This is a genomic window from Brucella pecoris, from assembly GCF_006376675.1.
Lineage (GTDB): Bacteria > Pseudomonadota > Alphaproteobacteria > Rhizobiales > Rhizobiaceae > Brucella > Brucella pecoris.
In genome coordinates, this window is the sequence record NZ_VEWK01000005.1 from 15,283 (window position 1) to 33,456 (window position 18,174).

Here is an 18,174-nt window from a genome sequence, read left to right on the forward strand (position 1 = left end):
GAAGCCGCGAGAATATGACACTCGCGGCTTTTTTGTGGCAAAAATATGGCTTATAGCGTTGCGAGACGTTCGGTCAGCAGGCTGAAGAAGCCGTCTGCATCTACATCCTTGATGAAGAGCGCGTTCTTCGGACGGTCTGTCACCTCCCACCAGTCGACAACTGTTTCGCCGATGGTCAGCTCCGAGTTGATCTCGATTTCCACATTGCACTGGCGACCGGAATAGAGTTCCGGCTTGATGAGATAGGCGATGACGTTCGGGTCATGCAGCGGGCCGCCATCGGTGCCGTACTTGGCTTCGTCGTAGCGCTCGAAGAATTCCAGCCATGCCGCAACCACTTCGCCGACATGGGTGCCGATGCCGCGAATGGCGGCGATGCGCTTCTCGGTGGTCAGAACCTTGTGTGTCACATCGAGCGGCATCATGGTGATCTTGATGCCGGATTTGAACACGACCGCAGCAGCATGCGGATCGACATAGATGTTGAATTCCGCCGATGGCGTGATGTTGCCGCCCTCGAAATAGCCGCCGCCCATCAGCACGATTTCCTTGACGCGTTCGGCAATCTTCGGCTCGCGGATCAGTGCGGATGCGATGTTGGTCAGTGGTCCGAGCGGGCAGAGCGTAACGGTGCCCGGTTCTTCCTTCATCAGCGTTTCGATGATGAAATCGACGCCATGCTGCCCTTGGAGCGGCATGGTCGGGACGGGCAGGTCATAGCCGTCGAGACCGGTCTTGCCGTGGACGTTTTCAGCCGTCACCAGCGGGCGCACCAGCGGACGGATGGAGCCTGCGAAAACCTTGGTTTCCGGCTTCTTCGCCACTTCGCAGATGGTGCGGGCGTTGATTTCCGTGCGTGCCAGCGGGCCGTTGCCTGCAACGGCGGTGATGCCGAGAATGTCGAGTTCCGGGCTGGCCAGCGCCAGAAGAATGGCGACTGCATCGTCCTGACCGGGATCGGTATCGATAATGATTTTACGGGCCATGATGGGGTCTTTCTGCAAATTAAACTGCGTTGCGCGCAGCATCGACCGTTTGGTCGACGAGCGCGTCGAAGGAGATTTTCGCCGGGCGGCGCATATAGGTGACGATGTCGTCGGCCAGAAGCGGCTTCGACCAGCGTTCGGCGATGATGCCGGATCCGTGCTGAATGGCGATCATGCTCAGAATTTGCGCGGCATTGCAGTCGACATCGTGGCCGATACCGCACACGATTTCGAGCGTGCGGTCGAAATCGCCTTCGCCGAACCATAGGGCAATCACTTGCGCCGCTGCATTCGGATAAACGTGAATCCAGTTATATTCGGCATATTCCGCATCGCATTTCGCCCAAGCGTCCTGCCAGTTATCGGCAGAACGGCAGGCATCGAGTGCGAAAGCCAGAACCGCGCCATATTCGGTATCGGTCGAGAAAAGCGCTGCCGTCGAGACGAGCAATTCGCGTGTGTCTTGAACTGCAAAGGCGCGCGCCGCCATGACAGCATTGAAGACTTCACCCAGGATACCGTTTCCGGCATGGGAGATTTCTGCATCCATCCAGGCGAGGCGGGCAGCTTCGCGGGCGCGGCCCGGCACGACCATGCCGCAGATTGTGCCGCGCATCTGCGCGCCGATCCATTCATCGAATGGATTGTTGGATGTCCCGGTTTCCGGCGGGGTGAGGCCGCGCCGCATATTGGAAAGCGCGATTGCCTCTGCCGACCAGCCAAGCGGGATCAGCGAGGTCCAGCGTTCGGCAATGTCGGCGCTGGTCACAGCAGAACCCTTGTCGCCAAAGGCTTCGAGAAATGCGATCTCGAAGGTGATGTCGTCATTATAGGTGTTGGGCTCGCGCACATAATCGCGGATCGGTCCGAAAACTTCCATGATGTTTTCCGCCGTATAGCCTTCGAGCGCCGTGCCAGCCGCAGCTCCGACAAGCTGTGCCATCCAGGCGGCTGCGGTGCGGTCGCGGAAATCATCGGACTGGACGGCATAGAGCACATCGTCAGGCCATTGAACGGCGGCGTCGAATTCGTCCCACGACCCATAGCGCACTGTTTTTTGCGATGGATGATCCGGATCAGGCCGTGCTGCGCGCATCAGGACACGCAGGCGCATGTCGATGCGGTAGAGCGTTTCAAAGTCGCCGCGTTCAAGTGCTGCCAGTCCGTCACGAAGAAGTTCTTCGTAGGGGGCGAGGACGAAGCCCTTGTTTTCCAGCGATTGCAGCGCACCGGCCATCAGGCATTCAGGTGCTGCCGATCCCGGCACATTGCTTTTCCAGAACATGGCCATGAGATCGTCCTGCGCCTTCATGACGGCGCTTGCATCCCAAGTCTGTTCTTCCGCCGTACGCACCACCGGTTTCGTGTCGCGCAGCAGATCGCGGGTCAGTTCCCAAGCCTTCATTTCATGCTCATTTCAATATTTTGGATATGCATTTCAGGAGTTTTTCAGTTGCTTTGCGCGCCGCTGACGGCGCGCTGCGTGGATCGTCAGCACGACGACCGGGACGAGATAGGGGATCATCTGCATCAGTTCGAACGGCAGTCCGAGGCTCTGAAGCGTGATGGCGAAGGATTCTGCCGCCGCAAGAACCAGGCTTGCCACGAGCGTTCCCCATGCGGTTCCTTGCCCCATCACTTCTGCCGCTATGGCGATGAAACCGCGACCCGCAGTCATGTTCTGGGCGAACCAGGTGACATAGCCGAGCGACAGATAAGCACCGGCTGCCCCGCCGAAGAGACCAGACAGGACAAGCGCCATCATCTGCACCCGGCCCGTATGGATACCGGCAGCGCGCGCCGATTTCGGATCGACGCCCGTGGCGCGCAGATGCAGGCCGAAGCGCGTGCGCATCATCAAAAGGCTGACCGCCGGGACGGCGAGAAGGGCCGCAAAAGTCAGCACATGGATATTGCCGATGAACGGTACGGGAAGACTTGGCAGTGCGCCGCTTTTCAACGCGCCCGACATGCCCTTGTCGCCGGTGGCAAGGAATAGCCCGAGCGTCGTTGCCGCCGCAGCGGCGATGTTGAGCGCGATGCCCGTCATGATGAGATCGGTGCCAAGCCGATTGACCGAGAGCGACATCAGCCAGCCGAGAGCCGCACCTGTGATGAGCGCGGCCAGCAGGCCGATGGCGGGGCTTCCCGTTGCGGCACTGGCCAGAACGGCAATGAGTGCTGCCGACAGCATCATGCCTTCCATGCCGATATTGAGGACGCCCGCGCGGTCGGAAATCATCACGCCGAGTGCTGCCAGCAGCAATGGCGTGGCCACGCGCAAAATGGTGCCGATGAAGGACGGATCGAGGATTTGTGCGAGAACCATGCTCATGGTTGTACTCCGGCCTGCACTACCGCTTGTTCTCCTTCGCGATTGCGAAGGTTGCGGATCAGCCGCAATATGGTCGGATGATTGTGAATGACGCTTGCCGTCGCGCCTACCATGATGGCGGCGGTTACAAGCCCCACCACTTCGGTCGGGATGTTCATGTTGCGCGCCAGTAGATCGCCGCCGATCTGCACGAAGCCGAGGAAGAGAGCCGAGGGAATAAGCAGGAACGGATTTTCGCGCGCCAGGATGGCGACGACGAGGCCGGTCCAGCCATAGCCGGGCAGATCGAGCCAGGCAAAGCGGGCATGAAGGCCGAGCACTTCCAGCGCACCGGCCATGCCTGCTACCAGTCCGCCGACAATCTGGGCACGCATGATGATGCCCTTCAGCGGCAGGCCGAGATGATTGGCAAAGCCCGGACTGGAACCTGCGATACGGATATTGAGACCTGAGCGGGTCCAGTAAAGCCAGATGCCGCCAGCGATGCAGGCCAGAATGGCGATGATCGAACCGCTGTTGAGACGCGTACCGGCAAGCAGACGGTCAAGCTTGGCATCGGGTGGAATCTTGAGCGACATCATCCCGCCCGCAGCCGGGTCGCGGATGACATAGTTGAGGACGAACAGGCCGAGAAACAGGAAGGCATAGTTCAAAACGAGCGATGTCACCATTTCCGATGCGCCGAAACGCAGCCGCAGCGCTGCCGGAATGGTGCAGGCGAAACTGCCTGCAACCGCGCCGCAGAGGATCGCCACCGGCAGCGAGAACCAGCCAAGCGAAGGGAGCAGAACAGCACCCGCCACCGCGCCAAGCGCGCCGAGGAAGAAGCCGCTTTCCGCCCCCAGATTGAACAGGCCGGAACGGAAAAGAATAGTGATCGCAAGGCCGGTCAGCATGATGGGCGTTGCCGCTTCCACCACATTGCCCATATGGCGAATGCTGCCGAATGGTCCGAGGAAGAAGGTTTTCAGGACCGCAGCCGGGTTGTCCTGCATCAGCGCCAACGGCACCAGCAGCACAGCCATGATGACGGCGATGACAAGCACGGTCAGGAAAAAAGGTATGAGGTAGGAAATCAGTCTGCGCATTACGCTGCAACTCTCTGCTTGAGCATGATCTCATCCAAAAACCGCGTTACACTTTTTGGGATCATGCTCGTGTCCCCAGCATATAAGGTCCAAGCACAGCCGGTGTTATGTCTGGTCCGTTTTCCAGAACGGCGACGATACGCCCGTTGAAGAGAACAACGATGCGATCGCTCAGGCGCAGCAGTTCGTCGAGATCGGCGCTGACGAGCAGCACGGCGCAGCCTTCCTGCGCCACTTCGTCGATGCGGCGGTGCAGGAAGGCTGCCGCCGAAACGTCGATGCCACGCGTCGGCTGATCGGCGATCAGGAACTTCGGATTGGTGGCGAGTTCGCGCGCGGCGATGAGCTTTTGCGCATTGCCGCCGGAAAGGGAATCGAGCCTTTCGGTAATCGCGCCTGCGCGTACCGAATATTGCTTGATCATCCCGCTGACACGCGCCTTGATCGCGCTCCAGCGCAGGAACGGTCCCCAGAAGATCTGCTTGTCGGCGGTAATCGATCCCGCTCCGGCTATCGCGTTTTCGGCGAGAGACAGGCCGGGAGCGCCGCCTTGCGAAAAGCGGTCGGCTGGCAGGTGAGCGAGACCTTGTCTGCGCCAGCTTGCCGTGTCAGCGCGCAGCATATCCTCACCGTTGAGGCTGATCGTGCCGCTGGCCGCATCAGCAAGGCCGGAAAGCACCGATACAAGGCCGCGCTGGCCGCTGCCGTCGACACCGGCGACGCCGACGATCTCGCCTGCGCCGATGGTCAGATTCACATCCTTGATGCGGTCTGCCGGATCGGCTGCTTTGGTCGTGACGCCCTTCATGTCGAGAACGGTTTTCATTGCACCGTGCTTGTGGGCGCGCTGCGGAATGTCGACCGCATGACCCATCACCATCTGCATGATGGCGTCGTCTGGTACGTCGGCGAGCTTTTCCGTGCCTGCGACAGCGCCAGCGCGCAATACGGTCACGCTTTCGGCCAGCTCACGCACTTCGTTCAGCTTGTGGGAAATGAAGAGGATGGTAATGCCGTCGTCGCGAAGCGACTTCAGCTTGCGCATCAGTTCCTCAATCTCCGGCGGAGAGAGAACGGCGGTCGGCTCATCAAGGATCAGAAGCCGCGTACGACGCGCCAGCGCCTTCAGAATTTCGACCTTCTGCTGGGCGGCGACGGAAAGCGCACCCGTAATCGCGTCGGGGTCGGCGTGCAGATCATATTGCTGCATCAGCGCGTCGACCATTTTGCGCGCGCCCGCACGGTCGATCAGCCCTGCCTTCACCGGCTCATGACCGAGAATGATATTTTCGGTGACCGTCAGCATCGGCACGAGCGAGAAATGCTGGTGCACCATGCCGACGCCTTGTGCCGCAGCATCTTCCGGCGACCAGGACGCAATAGGCTGTCCATCGACGATAATTTCGCCTGCCGTGGCATTTTCGATGCCGAACAGGATTTTCATGAGGGTGGATTTGCCCGCGCCGTTCTCACCGCAAATGGCGTGGATGGAGCCTGCGCGGATCGAAAACGACACGTCGCGAAGCGCCTTCGTGCCGTTTGGATAGACCTTGCTCACATCGCGGAAGGCGACGATTGGGCGGAAGGCGACGATAGCATCGCCGCCTTCAATATTTTGAGCTGGATTTTCCACGATCAGGGACGAACCTTGTTGCGGATCGTGTTGAGATCCTCGGTGCTCATGCCGAATGCGGTCGGGACCGTGATCTTGCCTTCGGAAATCTCGTCGGAAGCCTTCTTGATGGCGTCCTTCATTTCCTGCGTGGCCATGGAAGCCATGTTGCCGTCCTGCACGATGCCGACAGCGCCTTCCTTGAGGCCGAGTGCTTCGGCCTTGCCGAATGGCAGGTCGCCAGCCTTGAAGCGTTCATAGGCCTGCAGGAGGCTGACATCGACATTCTTCAGAACGGAGCTGACAACCTGCTTGGCAATCGCCGGATCGCTGTCCTTGAAGATCGCTTCCTGATCGGAATCGACACCCAGAACATATTTGCCGGTTTCCTTGGCAGCCGAAAGCTGGCCGAGGCCGGTCTGCGAAGCGACGACAAAGCCGAGCGAAACGTCGGAACGATACTGCGCGAGACCGAGTTCCTTGCCCTTCGCGGCATCCATGAAGGAACCGGCATAGGAAATCGCGATCTTGGTATCGGGCATGATCGACTGCGCACCCGCAATATAGCCGACGAGGAAGTCGTTGATGACCGGAATGTCCATGCCGCCGAGGAAGCCGAGATTCTTGCCGGTATCGCCGAGCTTGCCTTCCTTCAGGAGCGAAGCCGCCAGCATGCCGCCGAGATAGGAACCTTCGTTCTGCTTGTACTGGATGGAATAGACGTTGTCGTAGCCGCCTTCTTCATAAGGCACGCTTGCATCATAGAGGATGTATTTCTTGTCCGGATATTGCTGCGCGACCGAACCGACGGTTTCCGACATCTGGTAGGTGCCGCCGATGATCAGGTCCCAGTCCTGTTCGGACGCATCGAGGAACACCGGCTCCCATTTGGTCGGATCGTCGCCGATTTCGAGAATCTTGGTCTCGACGTCGTCGCCATACTTGTCCTTGATCATCTTCATGCCCTTGGCGGCGCTGTCGAAGAACGACTTGTCGCCGAGCGCGCCATTGATGATGAGCAGGATCTTGTCCTGAGCCTGTGCCGCCGTGGTGGTGAACGTGCCCATTGCCGTGGTGGCGGCAAGGGCAAAGGCAAGGTGGATTATTCCCCGTCTGGTGGATTTGATCACAACAGAACTCCAATACTGTAGCGTTATAGAGATGGATTTTCTGCTTTGGATAATTTGCCTCCGCCCACAGAACCCCCACACCTGGGGAGCGATCAAACGCTGACGGCGTGTGTGAGTCAATCGCCAAACTTTTTGCTCGCTGTGGACAAAGCAGGTCTGTTGCGCCGAATGGAGCTAAAGCTTTCGTTTATTTCAACAAAGCCTGATTGGGGTGCCGCAGCGTCGGGTCGAACGGATTGAGCTTTTGTGAGATGATCGCCGCTTCCCTGCGCAGAAGTTCCGTCACCGTCTCCTGGCGCTTTTCGGTCAGGCGGGCCGCTAATGTACCGATGCTGAGTGCTGCCACGGCTTCACCATCGCGGTTGAACACAGGCACGCCGAGGCCCGCCATGCCATCGATCATGTTGAAGTTGAACGTGGCGGCGCCTGTGTTGCGCACTTCCTCGATCATGATGCGCAGATCGACTTCATCGACGGCGGATTTGTCGAGAATGCGGGGCATGTTGAAACGAATGATCGCTTCGCGCTCTTCTTCCGGCAGGAAGGCGAGGATGGCGAGACTGCCCTGACCAATGCCGAGCGGCACCTTGCCGCCGATGTCGCCGGTGAAGGAGCGGATTGGAAACGGCCCTTCCACACGGTCGAGGCAGACTGCATCGAAATTGCTGCGCACCAGCAGGAAAACCGTATCGTTGAACGTGGTCGAAAGCCGCAGCAGTGACGGACGCGCAATACTCAATATGCCGTCGCGCTGGCGTGCCTGTGCAGCCATTGCAAAAAACTCCAGCGACAGACGATAGGCTTTCTTGTCGGGAAGCTGCTCGACAAGGTTTTCCGCAATCAGTGTCTTCAGCAAACGATGTGCAGACGGCTGGCTGAGGTCGAGGTCGCGCGCCAGATCGATGAGCCGCACACCGTCATCCGTACTGGCAGCGAGACCTTTCAAAATATGGATGGCCTTCACCAGACTTGAGTTAAGCGCGGCGCCGGATTTCATATTCTCTGATATATCATCCATAAAGTTGCTTCCAAATTCTGCATTTTGAAAGAAATATATAATTTCTTCCGAAATTGAAAATTATAATTTGTAATTGTTCAAAATTTTCTGCCATTTAAAATCCGTCGCCAATGGGAAGGTCCGGCAAGGTGTCCAGAGGATGCCTTAAGCGGGTCGGCGGTTTTAACTTGAAGTAAGGGGAACGCCACGGTTGCATCAGTGACCGGACAAACACGCGTTCAAACGACCCAAGTCTGATCAGCGCTTTATGCGCGGTCGAGCCGCTCCCGCCAGCTAGTCCTATCGAAGAGGCGACGTGAGACAACATCACGGCGCTTCCGCTCCCCCGCAAATTCAGGCGGAAGTCATGCCGAGAGGGAGATGCAATGAGCTTTTTGACCCTTTCCGGAATTTCCCGTCACTACGGCAAGTTCGCGGCCGTCGACAATTTCAATCTGACGATTGAAAAGGGCGAGTTCATTTCGCTTCTCGGCCCTTCCGGCTGTGGCAAGACCACAACCTTGCAGATGATCGCCGGTCTGGTGCCGCCAACCGCTGGCACGATCACGCTTGATGGCCGCGAAATCACGCGCCTTGCGCCGGCCAAGCGCGAATTGGGCGTTGTTTTCCAGAGCTATGCACTGTTCCCGCATATGACGGTTGCGCAGAATGTGAGCTTCGGCCTTGAAATGCGCAATGTTCCCAAGGCAGAGCGCGAAAAGCGTGTTCGCGACGTGCTGGAACTGGTGCATTTGGGCGCTCTTGCGGATCGTTATCCGCGTGAAATGTCGGGTGGTCAGCGTCAGCGTGTGGCGATTGCCCGTGCGCTCGTTATCAATCCGCCGGTTCTGCTGCTCGATGAGCCGCTCTCCAATCTTGATGCGCAGTTGCGTGAAGAAATGCAGTTCGAGCTGCGTCGCATTCAGCGCACTGTTGGCATCACAACCATCATGGTGACGCACGATCAGGCTGAAGCGCTTTCGATCAGCGACCGCATCGTGGTCATGGAAAAGGGTGTCATCACGCAGGTCGATGCCCCCTACAAGCTCTATGAGCATCCGCATAACCACTTCATTTCCAACTTCGTTGGCAAGTCGAATTTCCTGAAGGCGCGCGCCGAAGGCGATATGATCGCGCTGGCTGAAACCGCGATCCGCTTTCCCGCAAATGGCAAACAGGTTTCCGGCGCGCTTTCCGTCTTCATCCGTCCTGAAAAGGTGCAGCTTGTTGCAGCGGGCGAAGGTCATATCGCTGGCGAAGTCTCGACCCGCTACTTCATGGGTGCGCAGTGGTTGCTCGGCGTGACGACGCCTGCCGGTCAGCTTTCGGTCGCCCTGCCCAATCTCGGCAACCCGCCGCCATCGGAAGGCACTTCTGTTGGTCTTAGCTGGAATCATGAGGATTGCCGCATCCTCACCGCAGGGGTGAACTGAGCATGTCGGCTGTCACCTCACAGGATATATCCGCCGCGCCCAAGCGGCAGCGCGATCTGACGCCGCTCTTTCTCGTCGGACCATCGACGCTTTTATTCTTTGCGCTGGTACTGCTGCCGCTCGGCCTCACGGTCCTGCTTTCCTTCAACAGCTACAGCTATGACAAGGGCATCGAGAACGTCTACACGCTTGCCAATTATGCGCAGGTTCTCAAAGACCCCTATTATCTTTCGATCTTCTGGCGCACGCTCAAACTGGCATTGATTACGACTGTCGTCACGGTGCTGATCGGTGTGCCGGAAGCCTATATTCTGTCCAACATGCGCAAGCCATGGCGCTCGATCTTTCTGTTGGTCATCATCGGCCCGCTTCTGGTTTCCGTGGTGGTCCGCACATTTGGCTGGAGCATGTTGCTGGGTCGCAATGGCCTTGTGAACAGCGCGCTCGACATGATCGGCCTGCCGACCACGCAGATCCTTTACAGCGAAACGGCCATCGTCATCGGTCTGGTGCATATCATGCTGCCATTCATGGTGATCCCGGTCTGGACTGTGCTGCAGAAGCTCGACCCGTCGGTGGAAGCAGCAGCGCTGACGCTAGGCGCATCGCGCCTGACAGCGCTTCGCCGCGTGGTGTTTCCGCAGGCAGTCCTCGGCATCCTGTCGGGCAGTCTCATCGTGTTTGCGATTCCGGGTCTGCTTGGCGGGCGTCGTCTCAAGATGGCGGCCACCGTCGTCTATGACGAGTTCCTGATCGAGCTGAACTGGCCGCTGGGTGCTGCCATCGCCATCATCGTTCTGGTCGCCAATCTTGTGATCATGATTGCCTATAACCGTCTGCTCGAAGGGCAGGCCAAGAAGAAGCTGGGATAAGCGCCATGGTCAAGAACGGTCCTTTCGCTCTATTCTTTCACACGCTGATCGTCATCTTCATGCTGGCGCCGATGGTTGTGGTGTGTCTGGTGGCTTTCACACCGGAAAACACGTTGACCATGCCGTGGGCTGGCCCAAACGCCGGATTGTCGCTTCGCTGGTTTCAGGCAGTTTTCGCGCATAACGACTTCATGACCGCTTTTGGCAACAGTCTGAAGCTTGCTCTGTTCTCGGCAACGATTTCAACGGCACTGGCCGTGCCATCGGGGCTGGCAATCGCACACTATGCATTCCGTGGCCGCGATGCGCTCAACGCGCTGTTCCTGTCGCCGCTGATTATCCCGCATCTGGTTCTGGGCGTCGCGTTCCTGCGTCTTTTCACGCTGATGGGCTTCACCGGCACATTTGGCTGGCTGGTCGCGGCACATACGATTGTCGTCACGCCTTATGCGTTGCGCCTGATCCTGGCTTCGCTTGGCAGCATGGATCGCAATGCGGAAAACGCGGCACGCACTCTGGGTGCTGGCGAATGGACGGTGTTCCGTCGCATCACCTTGCCACTGTTGCTGCCGGGTCTGTCGGGGGGCTGGCTGCTCGCTTTCATCAATTCGTTTGACGAATTGACCATGTCGATCTTCGTCACTTCGCCGTCCACGGTTACGCTGCCGGTCCGCATGTATATGTATGCAAGCGAATCCATCGATCCGATGATGGCGGCTGTGTCGGCCCTGATGATCCTCGTTGCTACCGTGACCATGATTATTATCGATCGCATGTTCGGTCTCGACCGACTGCTGGTGGGCAAGGGCTAAGCAGGCAGATCATGACATTCCCGGTTTTGTCTGCCGCGGCTCAGTTCCGCAGACGGTATCGGCTGACTGAACAGCCGATCAGCTTCTTGCTTGACGGCGTGCCTTTTGTGGGCCGCCGTGGCGATACCGTGTTGACCGCCATTCTCTCCGTGCAGGGCAAGCTGCGTCATACCGAATTTACCGGCGAACCGCGTGCGGGCTTTTGCCTGATCGGCGCGTGTCAGGATTGTCATGTCATGACGGCTCAGGGCTACAAGCTTCGTGCCTGCACCACGCTTCTGGAAGACGGTATGGCATTTGTAACGGAGCCAGCACGATGAGCGCGTTGCTCAATCCGGTTATTGTCGGCGCTGGTCCTGCGGGCATTCGCGCTGCCGAAACGCTGGTCAAGGCGGGTCTTACGCCCATCGTGCTTGATGAAGGCTTTCGCTCAGGTGGCCAGATTTATCGTCGCCCGCCACTTGATGACGGACGCAGCTATCGCAGCCGTTACGGGTCGGAAGCGCATAAGGCCGAAGCGTTGCACAAGACCTTCGACACATTGCGCGGCGCAATCGATTATCGCCCGGAAACGCTCGTTTGGAATATCACCCGGAGTGATGGCGATCGTCTCGATCTCCTGAGCAACGGCTTGCATAGCCAACTGCCCTATACCCATCTCATTCTCGCGACCGGCGCAACGGACCGGGTTCTGCCGTTCAAAGGCTGGACCAAGCCGGGCGTCTATACGCTCGGTGCGTCGCAGACGGCGCTCAAGGCGCAAGGCTGTACGGTTGGCGAACGCGTGGTGTTCATGGGGTCGGGTCCGCTGCTTTATCTGGTGGCCTGGCAGTATCATCATGCAGGTGCAAAGGTCGTAGCGGTTCTCGACACGGCACCCTTCACCTCCAAGTTTCATCTGGCACATCTTGCGCTTTATGCGCCGCGCATTGTGGCGCTCGGCGCTTATTATGGTCTGCGTCTTAAGCTTGGTGGCGTGCCGATCCATTATAATGTTCGTCCTGATGAGGTTCTGGGCGAAGGCCATGTCGAAGCCATTCGCTTTCGCACGGGCAAGCGCGTGCGCGAGGCTCAATGCGATGCGCTGGCTTATGGTTTTGCGCTGCGCCCTGAAACCCAGCTTGCCGATCTCGCCGGTTGCGAATTCCGCTTTGAAGAACGCGACCGCGCATGGCTTCCTGCCGCAGACGGGCTTGGCCGTTCAAGCCGCGAAGGTGTTTATGTGGCGGGTGACGGTGCAGGCATTGCCGGTGCGGATGCTGCTGAAATTCGTGGGTCATTGGCCGCGATTGCCTTGCTGCGCGACAGGGGCCTGCCGTTTGACCAAGACACGGAACGCCGCCTTCTCGCAAAGCTCGATCATATCTATCGCGAGCGGCTGATCGTCGAAAAAGCCTTCCCGTTCCCGCGCGACTGGTTCGAAACGATTGCTGGCGATGTCACGCTTTGCCGTTGCGAAGAAATCGCGGTGCGCGATGCGAAGGCTGTCATCAGCAACGGCGATACGCGCGAGATCAACCGGCTCAAGGCGCTGACCCGTGTGGGCATGGGCCGTTGTCAGGGGCGCATGTGTACCGCTGCCGCCGCAGAACTCCTAGTGTCGATGCAAGACAAGACACCCGCCGAAGCAGGGCGCATCCGCGCTCAGGCACCGGTCAAGCCGATCCCGCTCGGCTTTGGCGCTCCGTCCAAGGAAGGCGCTTCGTCATGACAAGACATCTTCAGGCGGATGCGGTGATTATTGGCGGCGGGATTGTTGGCGGATCGGCTGCGCTTTTCATGCGTCAGGCCGGATTGTCGGTCATCCTGCTCGACAAGGGCTTTTGTGGTGCGCAGGCAAGCGGCGTCAATTATGGCGGCGTTCGCAGGCAGGGTCGCGCGCCGGAACAGCTTCCACTTGCGCAGCGTTCGCATCAATTGTGGGCGCGTTTGCCGGAACTCATCGGCATCGATGGCGAATATATCCGTAGCGGCCATTTGAAACTTGCCCGCACGGAAGCGCATTTCGCCAAGCTTGAGGCCTATGCTGCCCTGGTGCAACCGCTCGGGCTCGATGTCGAGCTGATTGGCGGCAACGCGGTGCGGGAACGTTTCCCATGGCTTCCGGGCGATGTCGCAGGTGCCTCGCTTTGTGCGGAAGATGGCAATGCCAATCCGCGTCTGGTTTCGCCTGCTTTTGCCCGCGCCGCACTGGCTGCGGGTGCCACCGTACTGGAAAACACGCCGGTCATCGAAGCGCGTGAAACTGGCGACGGCTTTGCCATTCTGGCGGGGGGCAATCCCACGGGCGACAGCATTGAAATCCGCTCGCGCCTTCTGTTCAATTGCGCCGGTGCCTGGTCGGATCAGTTTGCGGCCTCGTTCGGCGAGCCGGTTCCTTTGACGCGGATTTATCCGACGATGGTTGTCACCGAGCCGATGCCGTTTCGCTTGCCGATGAGCCTCGGCGAAGAAGGCGGCGGTTTCTACGGCCGTCAGGTCACACGCGGCAATTATGTCATGGGTGGCGGACGCGGTACGCCGCTTGAAAACCCGGATTTTTCGCGGCCTTCGGTCAATGCGGCATCCTCGGTGATGCTGCGCGCAATCGAACTGTTTCCGCATCTCGAACATGCGCAGGTGATCCGCTTCTGGTCAGGAACCGAGGCTGAAATGCCGGATGATAATCCGGTGATCGGGCCAAGCAGCCGTGTCAAGAACCTTTATCACGCCTTTGGTTTTAATGGGGCCGGTTTCCAGACTGGCCCGGCTGTCGGCGCCGTGCTCGCAGACCTTGCACTGAACGGCGAGACAGAAACTCCGATCGATGCGTTTTCGATCAATCGCTTCAATCTAAAACTTAACCACGAAGGGAACCAAGCATGAAAAATCAACATATTACCGCAATGACGGCAATGGCACTCGGCCTGTCGGTCGCTTTTGTAACGGGCGCATCGGCTGAAACCAAGACGCTCTATATCGGCATGAATGGCGGCAACATGGAGCGCGCTTACACCGAGCACGTCCTGCCGGAATTCGAAAAGGCCAACGACGTCAAGGTTGTTGTCGTGCCGGGCACTTCGGCTGATATTCTGGCCAAGGCAACCGCGCAGAAAGACAAGCCGCAGATGCATGTCATGCTGCTTGACGACGGCGTTATGGTGCGCGCGATCAATGGTGGCCTTTGCCAGAAAATCTCCGACGATCCGGTTCTTGCCGACATTCAGCCTGCCGCGCGTCTCAAGGACGACATGGCCATCGGCGTCGATATGGGCATGACCGGTATTGCCTATAACAAGAAGCTTTTCGACGAAAAGGGCTGGGCAGCTCCAACCTCGTGGATGGACTTTGCCGACGAAAAATATGCGAACGCCGTTGTGTTCCAGTCGGCTTCCGCTTCGACTTTCGGCCTCCATGCTTTCCTGATGTTCAACCGCATTCAGGGTGGTGACGACAAGAACCTCGAACCAGGTTTCGAAAAGTTCCCGGACACTATCGGCAAGAACGTTCTGGAATTCATCCCGTCATCGGCCAAGATTTCGGAAATGGTCCAGACCGGCGAAGCAGCGATCTTCCCGCTGACACCAACCGGTGTAAACAACCTGAAGGACAAGGGCATTCCGGTTGAATATGCACAGCCGAAGGAAGGCTCCGTTGTCCTCGCCGTGACCGAATGCGTGCTCGCAGGAAACAGCGAACCGGAACTGAGCCAGAAGCTCGCTCACTATCTGCTTTCCGCCGATGCGCAGAGCAAGGCGCTCGATCATGGCAACGTTATCCCGTCGAACCAGAAGGCAAAAGCCGGTTCGCCGGATGCACAGGCCAAGCTCGACGCTTTCAATGGTTACATGAAAACAGCCCAGACGCTCGACTGGGATGCAGTCAATGAAGGCCGCCAGCAGCTCAACAGCCGCTGGAACCGCACCATCGAAAAGTAAGATCGGCGACCCGTTCTGAAGAAGCCCGCCTTGGGAAACGGGGGCGGGCTTTTTGCCGGAAAACCGCTTACGCATCGTCTGCCGATATTGTAGCTTGCCCGCAAATCATCCGGGCAAATCGATGGATCGGGGCAAGCGTGAAAAAAGCGGCAGCATTCGCATTACTTGGAGTTATGACAGCAGCACCTGCACTTGCAGAAGACAACTGGAAAGCCGTCGAGGAAATCAAGACCTACGCCATTGCCGGGAAAACCGGTCCGCAACTTTATGAATCCATCGGCGAGCGCGGCCCGAAGATCGGCGGCGGCAAAACCCGCGTTATCGCCCATACCAGCTATGTTTTGACCTGGAACCGGCAGTTCGACCGTTCCAACAATGCCTGCACGATCCTGTCGGCAACGCCGAAGCTGAAGATCACTTATACGCTGCCGAAGCCGTCGCAGAAACTTGCCTCCCCGGTGAAAGAGCATTGGGAGACGTTCTTCGAAGGCATCCGCAAGCACGAGCTTGTGCATGGCGACCATGCCAAGGACATGACACGCGAGATCGTGCGCCGGACTGTTGGCCTGTCGGTTCCAAACGACCCGAAATGCCAGAAAATCCGCAAGGTGCTGATCAAGGAAATCACCGATATGGTGGACGTCCAGCGTGCTCAGGGCCGCGCCTTCGACAGGATAGAAATGGGCAATGGCGGCAATGTTCAACAGCTCATTCTGGCGCTGGTGAACGGCGGCTAGCACTACCGTTGCATTTTTCGTACCCAGCGGAAAAATCGGCCACTTTGAACCAGATGGAACATTTCTGAAATCCATGGAATAAAGGCCATTCTGCGTTTGTTCAAACAGAAATTATTGACTTCCTAACCAGTTAGTACATTTTAGGAAAATGATGCGGCTGACCGATGCGATTCCGTTCTCGAGTGGGACGGGCAGAGGAGGGATGGATTGCAGGTTGCGATGAGGCGCTGCCGGAAGCCGGAATGGTTTTCTGACAGGGGCTTCATTGCAATGGTCGGCAAGGACTGTGGGAACGGCGAAGTTTCACCTCGGATGCACGGCGCATCCTGCCGGTGATGCCGCAACGCTTTCACCCGAAACCCGAAAAGGGGCAGCAGTCTGCAAACGAGATGCGCCTGGAGGAGGCCGGGAGGAGGAACTGTGAAAGCTTTAGTCGATTTTTATTTTACGGCGGCACGGTTCGCCATTGCCTGCCTTCTTGGCTGCATGGTCGTACTTGTGTTCGGCAATGTGGTGCTGCGCTATGCCTTCAATCAGGGCATAACGGTTTCAGAAGAACTGTCGCGCATCTTCTTTATCTGGCTTACCTTTCTTGGCGCGGTGGTCGCCATGCGCGACCATGCGCATCTGGGCGTGGATTCGCTGGTGCGCCGTCTGTCGCCCGCAGGCGCACGCATCGCGCTGGTTGCCGGTCATATCATGATGTTCGGCGCAACATGGCTCGTTCTTTCGGGAAGCTGGACGCAGACACTCATCAATATTCCGACGCTGGCCCCGGCGACGGGCATGTCGATGGGCTGGTTTTATGGCGCAGGACTGGCCTTTGCAGTGCCCGCACTCCTGATCGTCGCGTGGAACGGTTTCGGTATCGCAACCGGGCGGATCGATGTCGCCGGGACGCATTTCGTGACGGATAGCGAGGAGCATGTCACGCCCGTTTCGACCGATGAAGATCGCAAATAGGGCGCGCCGACCATGACTTTGCTCATCTTTCTTGCCGCCCTTCTGGTTCCGATGGCGCTTGGCGTCCCGGTTGCCTTTGCGCTCATCATCAGCGGTGCGGCGCTGATGATGTATATGGATTTGTTCGACGCACAGATCGTGGCTCAGAACGTGCTGAACGGCGCCGACAGTTTTCCGCTGATGGCCGTTCCCTTTTTCCTGCTTGCCGGGGAAATCATGAATGCGGGCGGCCTGTCGCGTCGCATTGTCAATCTAGCGCTGGTCATGGTGGGGCATGTGCGCGGCGGTCTCGGTTTCGTCGCGATCTTTGCGGCCTGTGTGATTGCAAGCCTTTCGGGTTCGGCGGTCGCGGATGCGGCGGCGCTCGGTGCATTGCTGTTTCCGATGATGCGCAATGCCGGACACGAACCGGGGCGTGCTGCCGGGCTGATCGCCTCGGCATCGATCATCGCGCCGATCATCCCGCCATCCATCGGTTTCATCCTGTTTGGTGTGATCGGCGGGGTCTCGATCACCAAGCTGTTTCTGGCAGGCATTTTCCCCGGCCTGATGATCGCCGTCGCGCTGTGCGTGACATGGTTCATCCTCGCGCGTCGCGAACAGTTCGAACTGCCAAAGAAGGCCGAACCCGGTGCGCGCATGCGGGCTTTCCTCGACAGTATCTGGGCCTTGATGCTGCCGGTCATCATCATTGTCGGCCTTCGCTTCGGTGTTTTCACGCCGACGGAAGCGGGTGTGGTTGCCGCCGTCTATTCGCTGTTCGTGGCAACCGTGATCTATCGGGAATTGCCTCTTTCGCGGCTCTATCCGGCCATGGTGGATGCGGCCAAGACGACCGCCGTCGTGATGTTCCTCGTTGCCAGCGCCAGCGTTTCGGCCTGGATGATTACGGTCGCCGATGTGCCGGGTGAACTGGCTGAACTGGTGCGGCCTTTGATGGATAACCAGACGCTGCTGCTGCTTGCCATCATGCTCATGGTTGTTCTTGTCGGCATGGCAATGGATATGACTCCGACAATCCTGATCCTGACACCGGTGTTGATGCCGATCATCAAGGAGGCGGGAATCGATCCGGTCTATTTCGGCGTGCTGTTCATCATCAACAATTCCATCGGCCTCATTACCCCGCCCGTCGGCACGGTGCTGAATGTGGTGTGCGGCGTCGCGCGCCTGCCGTTCGAAAAGGTGATGACAGGCGTGCTGCCGTTCCTGTTCGCGCAGTTGGTGGTGCTTTTCCTGATGGTGCTGTTCCCGCAACTGGTGACGGTGCCAATGGGTTGGTTCCATTAAGT

17 protein-coding genes are annotated in these 18,174 nt (G+C 58.4%); 10 read left to right on the forward strand and 7 right to left on the reverse strand.

Going from position 1 to position 18,174, the window contains the following annotated elements; genetic code table 11:
- Nucleotides 1-50: 50 nt before the first annotated feature.
- From FIB18_RS11235 to FIB18_RS11265, 7 genes are all read right to left on the reverse strand, one after another.
- Nucleotides 51-986 (reverse strand): nucleoside hydrolase, encoded by a 936-nt coding sequence (locus FIB18_RS11235; RefSeq protein ID WP_140020790.1) that lies wholly within the window; start codon nt 984-986, stop codon nt 51-53.
- Between the two features lie 19 nt (nt 987-1,005).
- On the reverse strand, nt 1,006-2,391 hold the full coding sequence (locus tag FIB18_RS11240) for an ADP-ribosylglycohydrolase family protein (RefSeq protein ID WP_140020791.1): 1,386 nt from the start codon (nt 2,389-2,391) through the stop codon (nt 1,006-1,008).
- 33 nt (nt 2,392-2,424) lie between these two features.
- Nucleotides 2,425-3,321, reverse strand: a complete 897-nt coding sequence (locus tag FIB18_RS11245) for an ABC transporter permease (RefSeq protein ID WP_140020792.1) — start codon at nt 3,319-3,321, stop codon at nt 2,425-2,427.
- Nucleotides 3,318-4,409, reverse strand: a complete 1,092-nt coding sequence (locus FIB18_RS11250) for an ABC transporter permease (protein WP_140020793.1) — start codon at nt 4,407-4,409, stop codon at nt 3,318-3,320. Before FIB18_RS11250 ends, FIB18_RS11245 begins: the two co-directional genes overlap by 4 nt.
- Nucleotides 4,410-4,470: 61 nt before the next feature.
- Entirely contained in the window at nt 4,471-6,042 is a 1,572-nt protein-coding gene (locus FIB18_RS11255; RefSeq protein ID WP_140020794.1) for an ABC transporter ATP-binding protein, read from the reverse strand.
- A 2-nt stretch (nt 6,043-6,044) separates the two neighbouring features.
- Nucleotides 6,045-7,151, reverse strand: coding sequence for a BMP family ABC transporter substrate-binding protein (locus FIB18_RS11260; RefSeq protein ID WP_140020795.1), 1,107 nt, complete (start codon nt 7,149-7,151; stop codon nt 6,045-6,047).
- Between the two features lie 187 nt (nt 7,152-7,338).
- Nucleotides 7,339-8,169: an IclR family transcriptional regulator gene (locus FIB18_RS11265; protein WP_140020796.1), complete on the reverse strand. Its 831-nt coding sequence runs from the start codon at nt 8,167-8,169 to the stop codon at nt 7,339-7,341.
- A gap of 365 nt (nt 8,170-8,534) precedes the next feature.
- Here FIB18_RS11265 and FIB18_RS11270 point away from each other — a divergent pair, with 365 nt between their 5' ends.
- The 10 genes from FIB18_RS11270 to FIB18_RS11315 all read left to right on the forward strand — a co-directional run bounded on the left by FIB18_RS11270 (nt 8,535) and on the right by FIB18_RS11315 (nt 18,172).
- Nucleotides 8,535-9,581: an ABC transporter ATP-binding protein gene (locus FIB18_RS11270; RefSeq protein ID WP_140020797.1), complete on the forward strand. Its 1,047-nt coding sequence runs from the start codon at nt 8,535-8,537 to the stop codon at nt 9,579-9,581.
- 2 nt (nt 9,582-9,583) lie between these two features.
- Nucleotides 9,584-10,453 (forward strand): ABC transporter permease, encoded by an 870-nt coding sequence (locus FIB18_RS11275; protein ID WP_140020798.1) that lies wholly within the window; start codon nt 9,584-9,586, stop codon nt 10,451-10,453.
- 5 nt (nt 10,454-10,458) lie between these two features.
- Nucleotides 10,459-11,265 carry an ABC transporter permease gene (locus FIB18_RS11280; RefSeq protein ID WP_140020799.1) on the forward strand — a complete coding sequence of 269 codons (807 nt, stop codon included), beginning with the start codon at nt 10,459-10,461 and terminating at the stop codon, nt 11,263-11,265.
- Between the two features lie 11 nt (nt 11,266-11,276).
- Nucleotides 11,277-11,585, forward strand: coding sequence for a (2Fe-2S)-binding protein (locus FIB18_RS11285; protein WP_140020800.1), 309 nt, complete (start codon nt 11,277-11,279; stop codon nt 11,583-11,585).
- A complete protein-coding gene (locus tag FIB18_RS11290) occupies nt 11,582-12,976 on the forward strand; it encodes an FAD/NAD(P)-dependent oxidoreductase (protein WP_140020801.1) in 1,395 nt (464 codons plus the stop codon). The genes FIB18_RS11285 and FIB18_RS11290 overlap by 4 nt, the downstream gene beginning before the upstream one ends.
- A complete protein-coding gene (locus FIB18_RS11295) occupies nt 12,973-14,130 on the forward strand; it encodes an NAD(P)/FAD-dependent oxidoreductase (RefSeq protein ID WP_140020802.1) in 1,158 nt (385 codons plus the stop codon). The genes FIB18_RS11290 and FIB18_RS11295 overlap by 4 nt, the downstream gene beginning before the upstream one ends.
- Nucleotides 14,127-15,182: an ABC transporter substrate-binding protein gene (locus tag FIB18_RS11300; RefSeq protein WP_174977419.1), complete on the forward strand. Its 1,056-nt coding sequence runs from the start codon at nt 14,127-14,129 to the stop codon at nt 15,180-15,182. Before FIB18_RS11295 ends, FIB18_RS11300 begins: the two co-directional genes overlap by 4 nt.
- Before the next feature lie 173 nt (nt 15,183-15,355).
- The gene (locus tag FIB18_RS11305) at nt 15,356-15,919 is read left to right on the forward strand and encodes a DUF922 domain-containing Zn-dependent protease (RefSeq protein WP_210296110.1); all 564 of its coding nucleotides are present in this window, start codon (nt 15,356-15,358) and stop codon (nt 15,917-15,919) included.
- A 420-nt stretch (nt 15,920-16,339) separates the two neighbouring features.
- Nucleotides 16,340-16,882: a TRAP transporter small permease gene (locus FIB18_RS11310; RefSeq protein ID WP_140020804.1), complete on the forward strand. Its 543-nt coding sequence runs from the start codon at nt 16,340-16,342 to the stop codon at nt 16,880-16,882.
- Nucleotides 16,883-16,894: 12 nt separating this feature from the next.
- Nucleotides 16,895-18,172, forward strand: a complete 1,278-nt coding sequence (locus tag FIB18_RS11315; RefSeq protein WP_140020805.1) for a TRAP transporter large permease subunit — start codon at nt 16,895-16,897, stop codon at nt 18,170-18,172.
- The last annotated feature ends 2 nt before the right edge of the window (nt 18,173-18,174 follow it).

Bases quoted from the DNA above. Each gene is read 5' to 3' on its own strand.
- FIB18_RS11245 (WP_140020792.1), bottom strand. From the start codon at position 3,321: ATGAGCATGGTTCTCGCACAAATCCTCGATCCGTCCTTCATCGGCACC.
- FIB18_RS11235 (WP_140020790.1), bottom strand. From the start codon at position 986: ATGGCCCGTAAAATCATTATCGATACCGATCCCGGTCAGGACGATGCA.
- FIB18_RS11315 (WP_140020805.1), top strand. From the start codon at position 16,895: ATGACTTTGCTCATCTTTCTTGCCGCCCTTCTGGTTCCGATGGCGCTT.
- FIB18_RS11280 (WP_140020799.1), top strand. From the start codon at position 10,459: ATGGTCAAGAACGGTCCTTTCGCTCTATTCTTTCACACGCTGATCGTC.
- FIB18_RS11265 (WP_140020796.1), bottom strand. From the start codon at position 8,169: ATGGATGATATATCAGAGAATATGAAATCCGGCGCCGCGCTTAACTCA.
- FIB18_RS11305 (WP_210296110.1), top strand. From the start codon at position 15,356: ATGACAGCAGCACCTGCACTTGCAGAAGACAACTGGAAAGCCGTCGAG.
- FIB18_RS11300 (WP_174977419.1), top strand. From the start codon at position 14,127: ATGAAAAATCAACATATTACCGCAATGACGGCAATGGCACTCGGCCTG.
- FIB18_RS11240 (WP_140020791.1), bottom strand. From the start codon at position 2,391: ATGAAGGCTTGGGAACTGACCCGCGATCTGCTGCGCGACACGAAACCG.
- FIB18_RS11285 (WP_140020800.1), top strand. From the start codon at position 11,277: ATGACATTCCCGGTTTTGTCTGCCGCGGCTCAGTTCCGCAGACGGTAT.
- FIB18_RS11250 (WP_140020793.1), bottom strand. From the start codon at position 4,409: ATGCGCAGACTGATTTCCTACCTCATACCTTTTTTCCTGACCGTGCTT.
- FIB18_RS11295 (WP_140020802.1), top strand. From the start codon at position 12,973: ATGACAAGACATCTTCAGGCGGATGCGGTGATTATTGGCGGCGGGATT.
- FIB18_RS11290 (WP_140020801.1), top strand. From the start codon at position 11,582: ATGAGCGCGTTGCTCAATCCGGTTATTGTCGGCGCTGGTCCTGCGGGC.
- FIB18_RS11270 (WP_140020797.1), top strand. From the start codon at position 8,535: ATGAGCTTTTTGACCCTTTCCGGAATTTCCCGTCACTACGGCAAGTTC.
- FIB18_RS11275 (WP_140020798.1), top strand. From the start codon at position 9,584: ATGTCGGCTGTCACCTCACAGGATATATCCGCCGCGCCCAAGCGGCAG.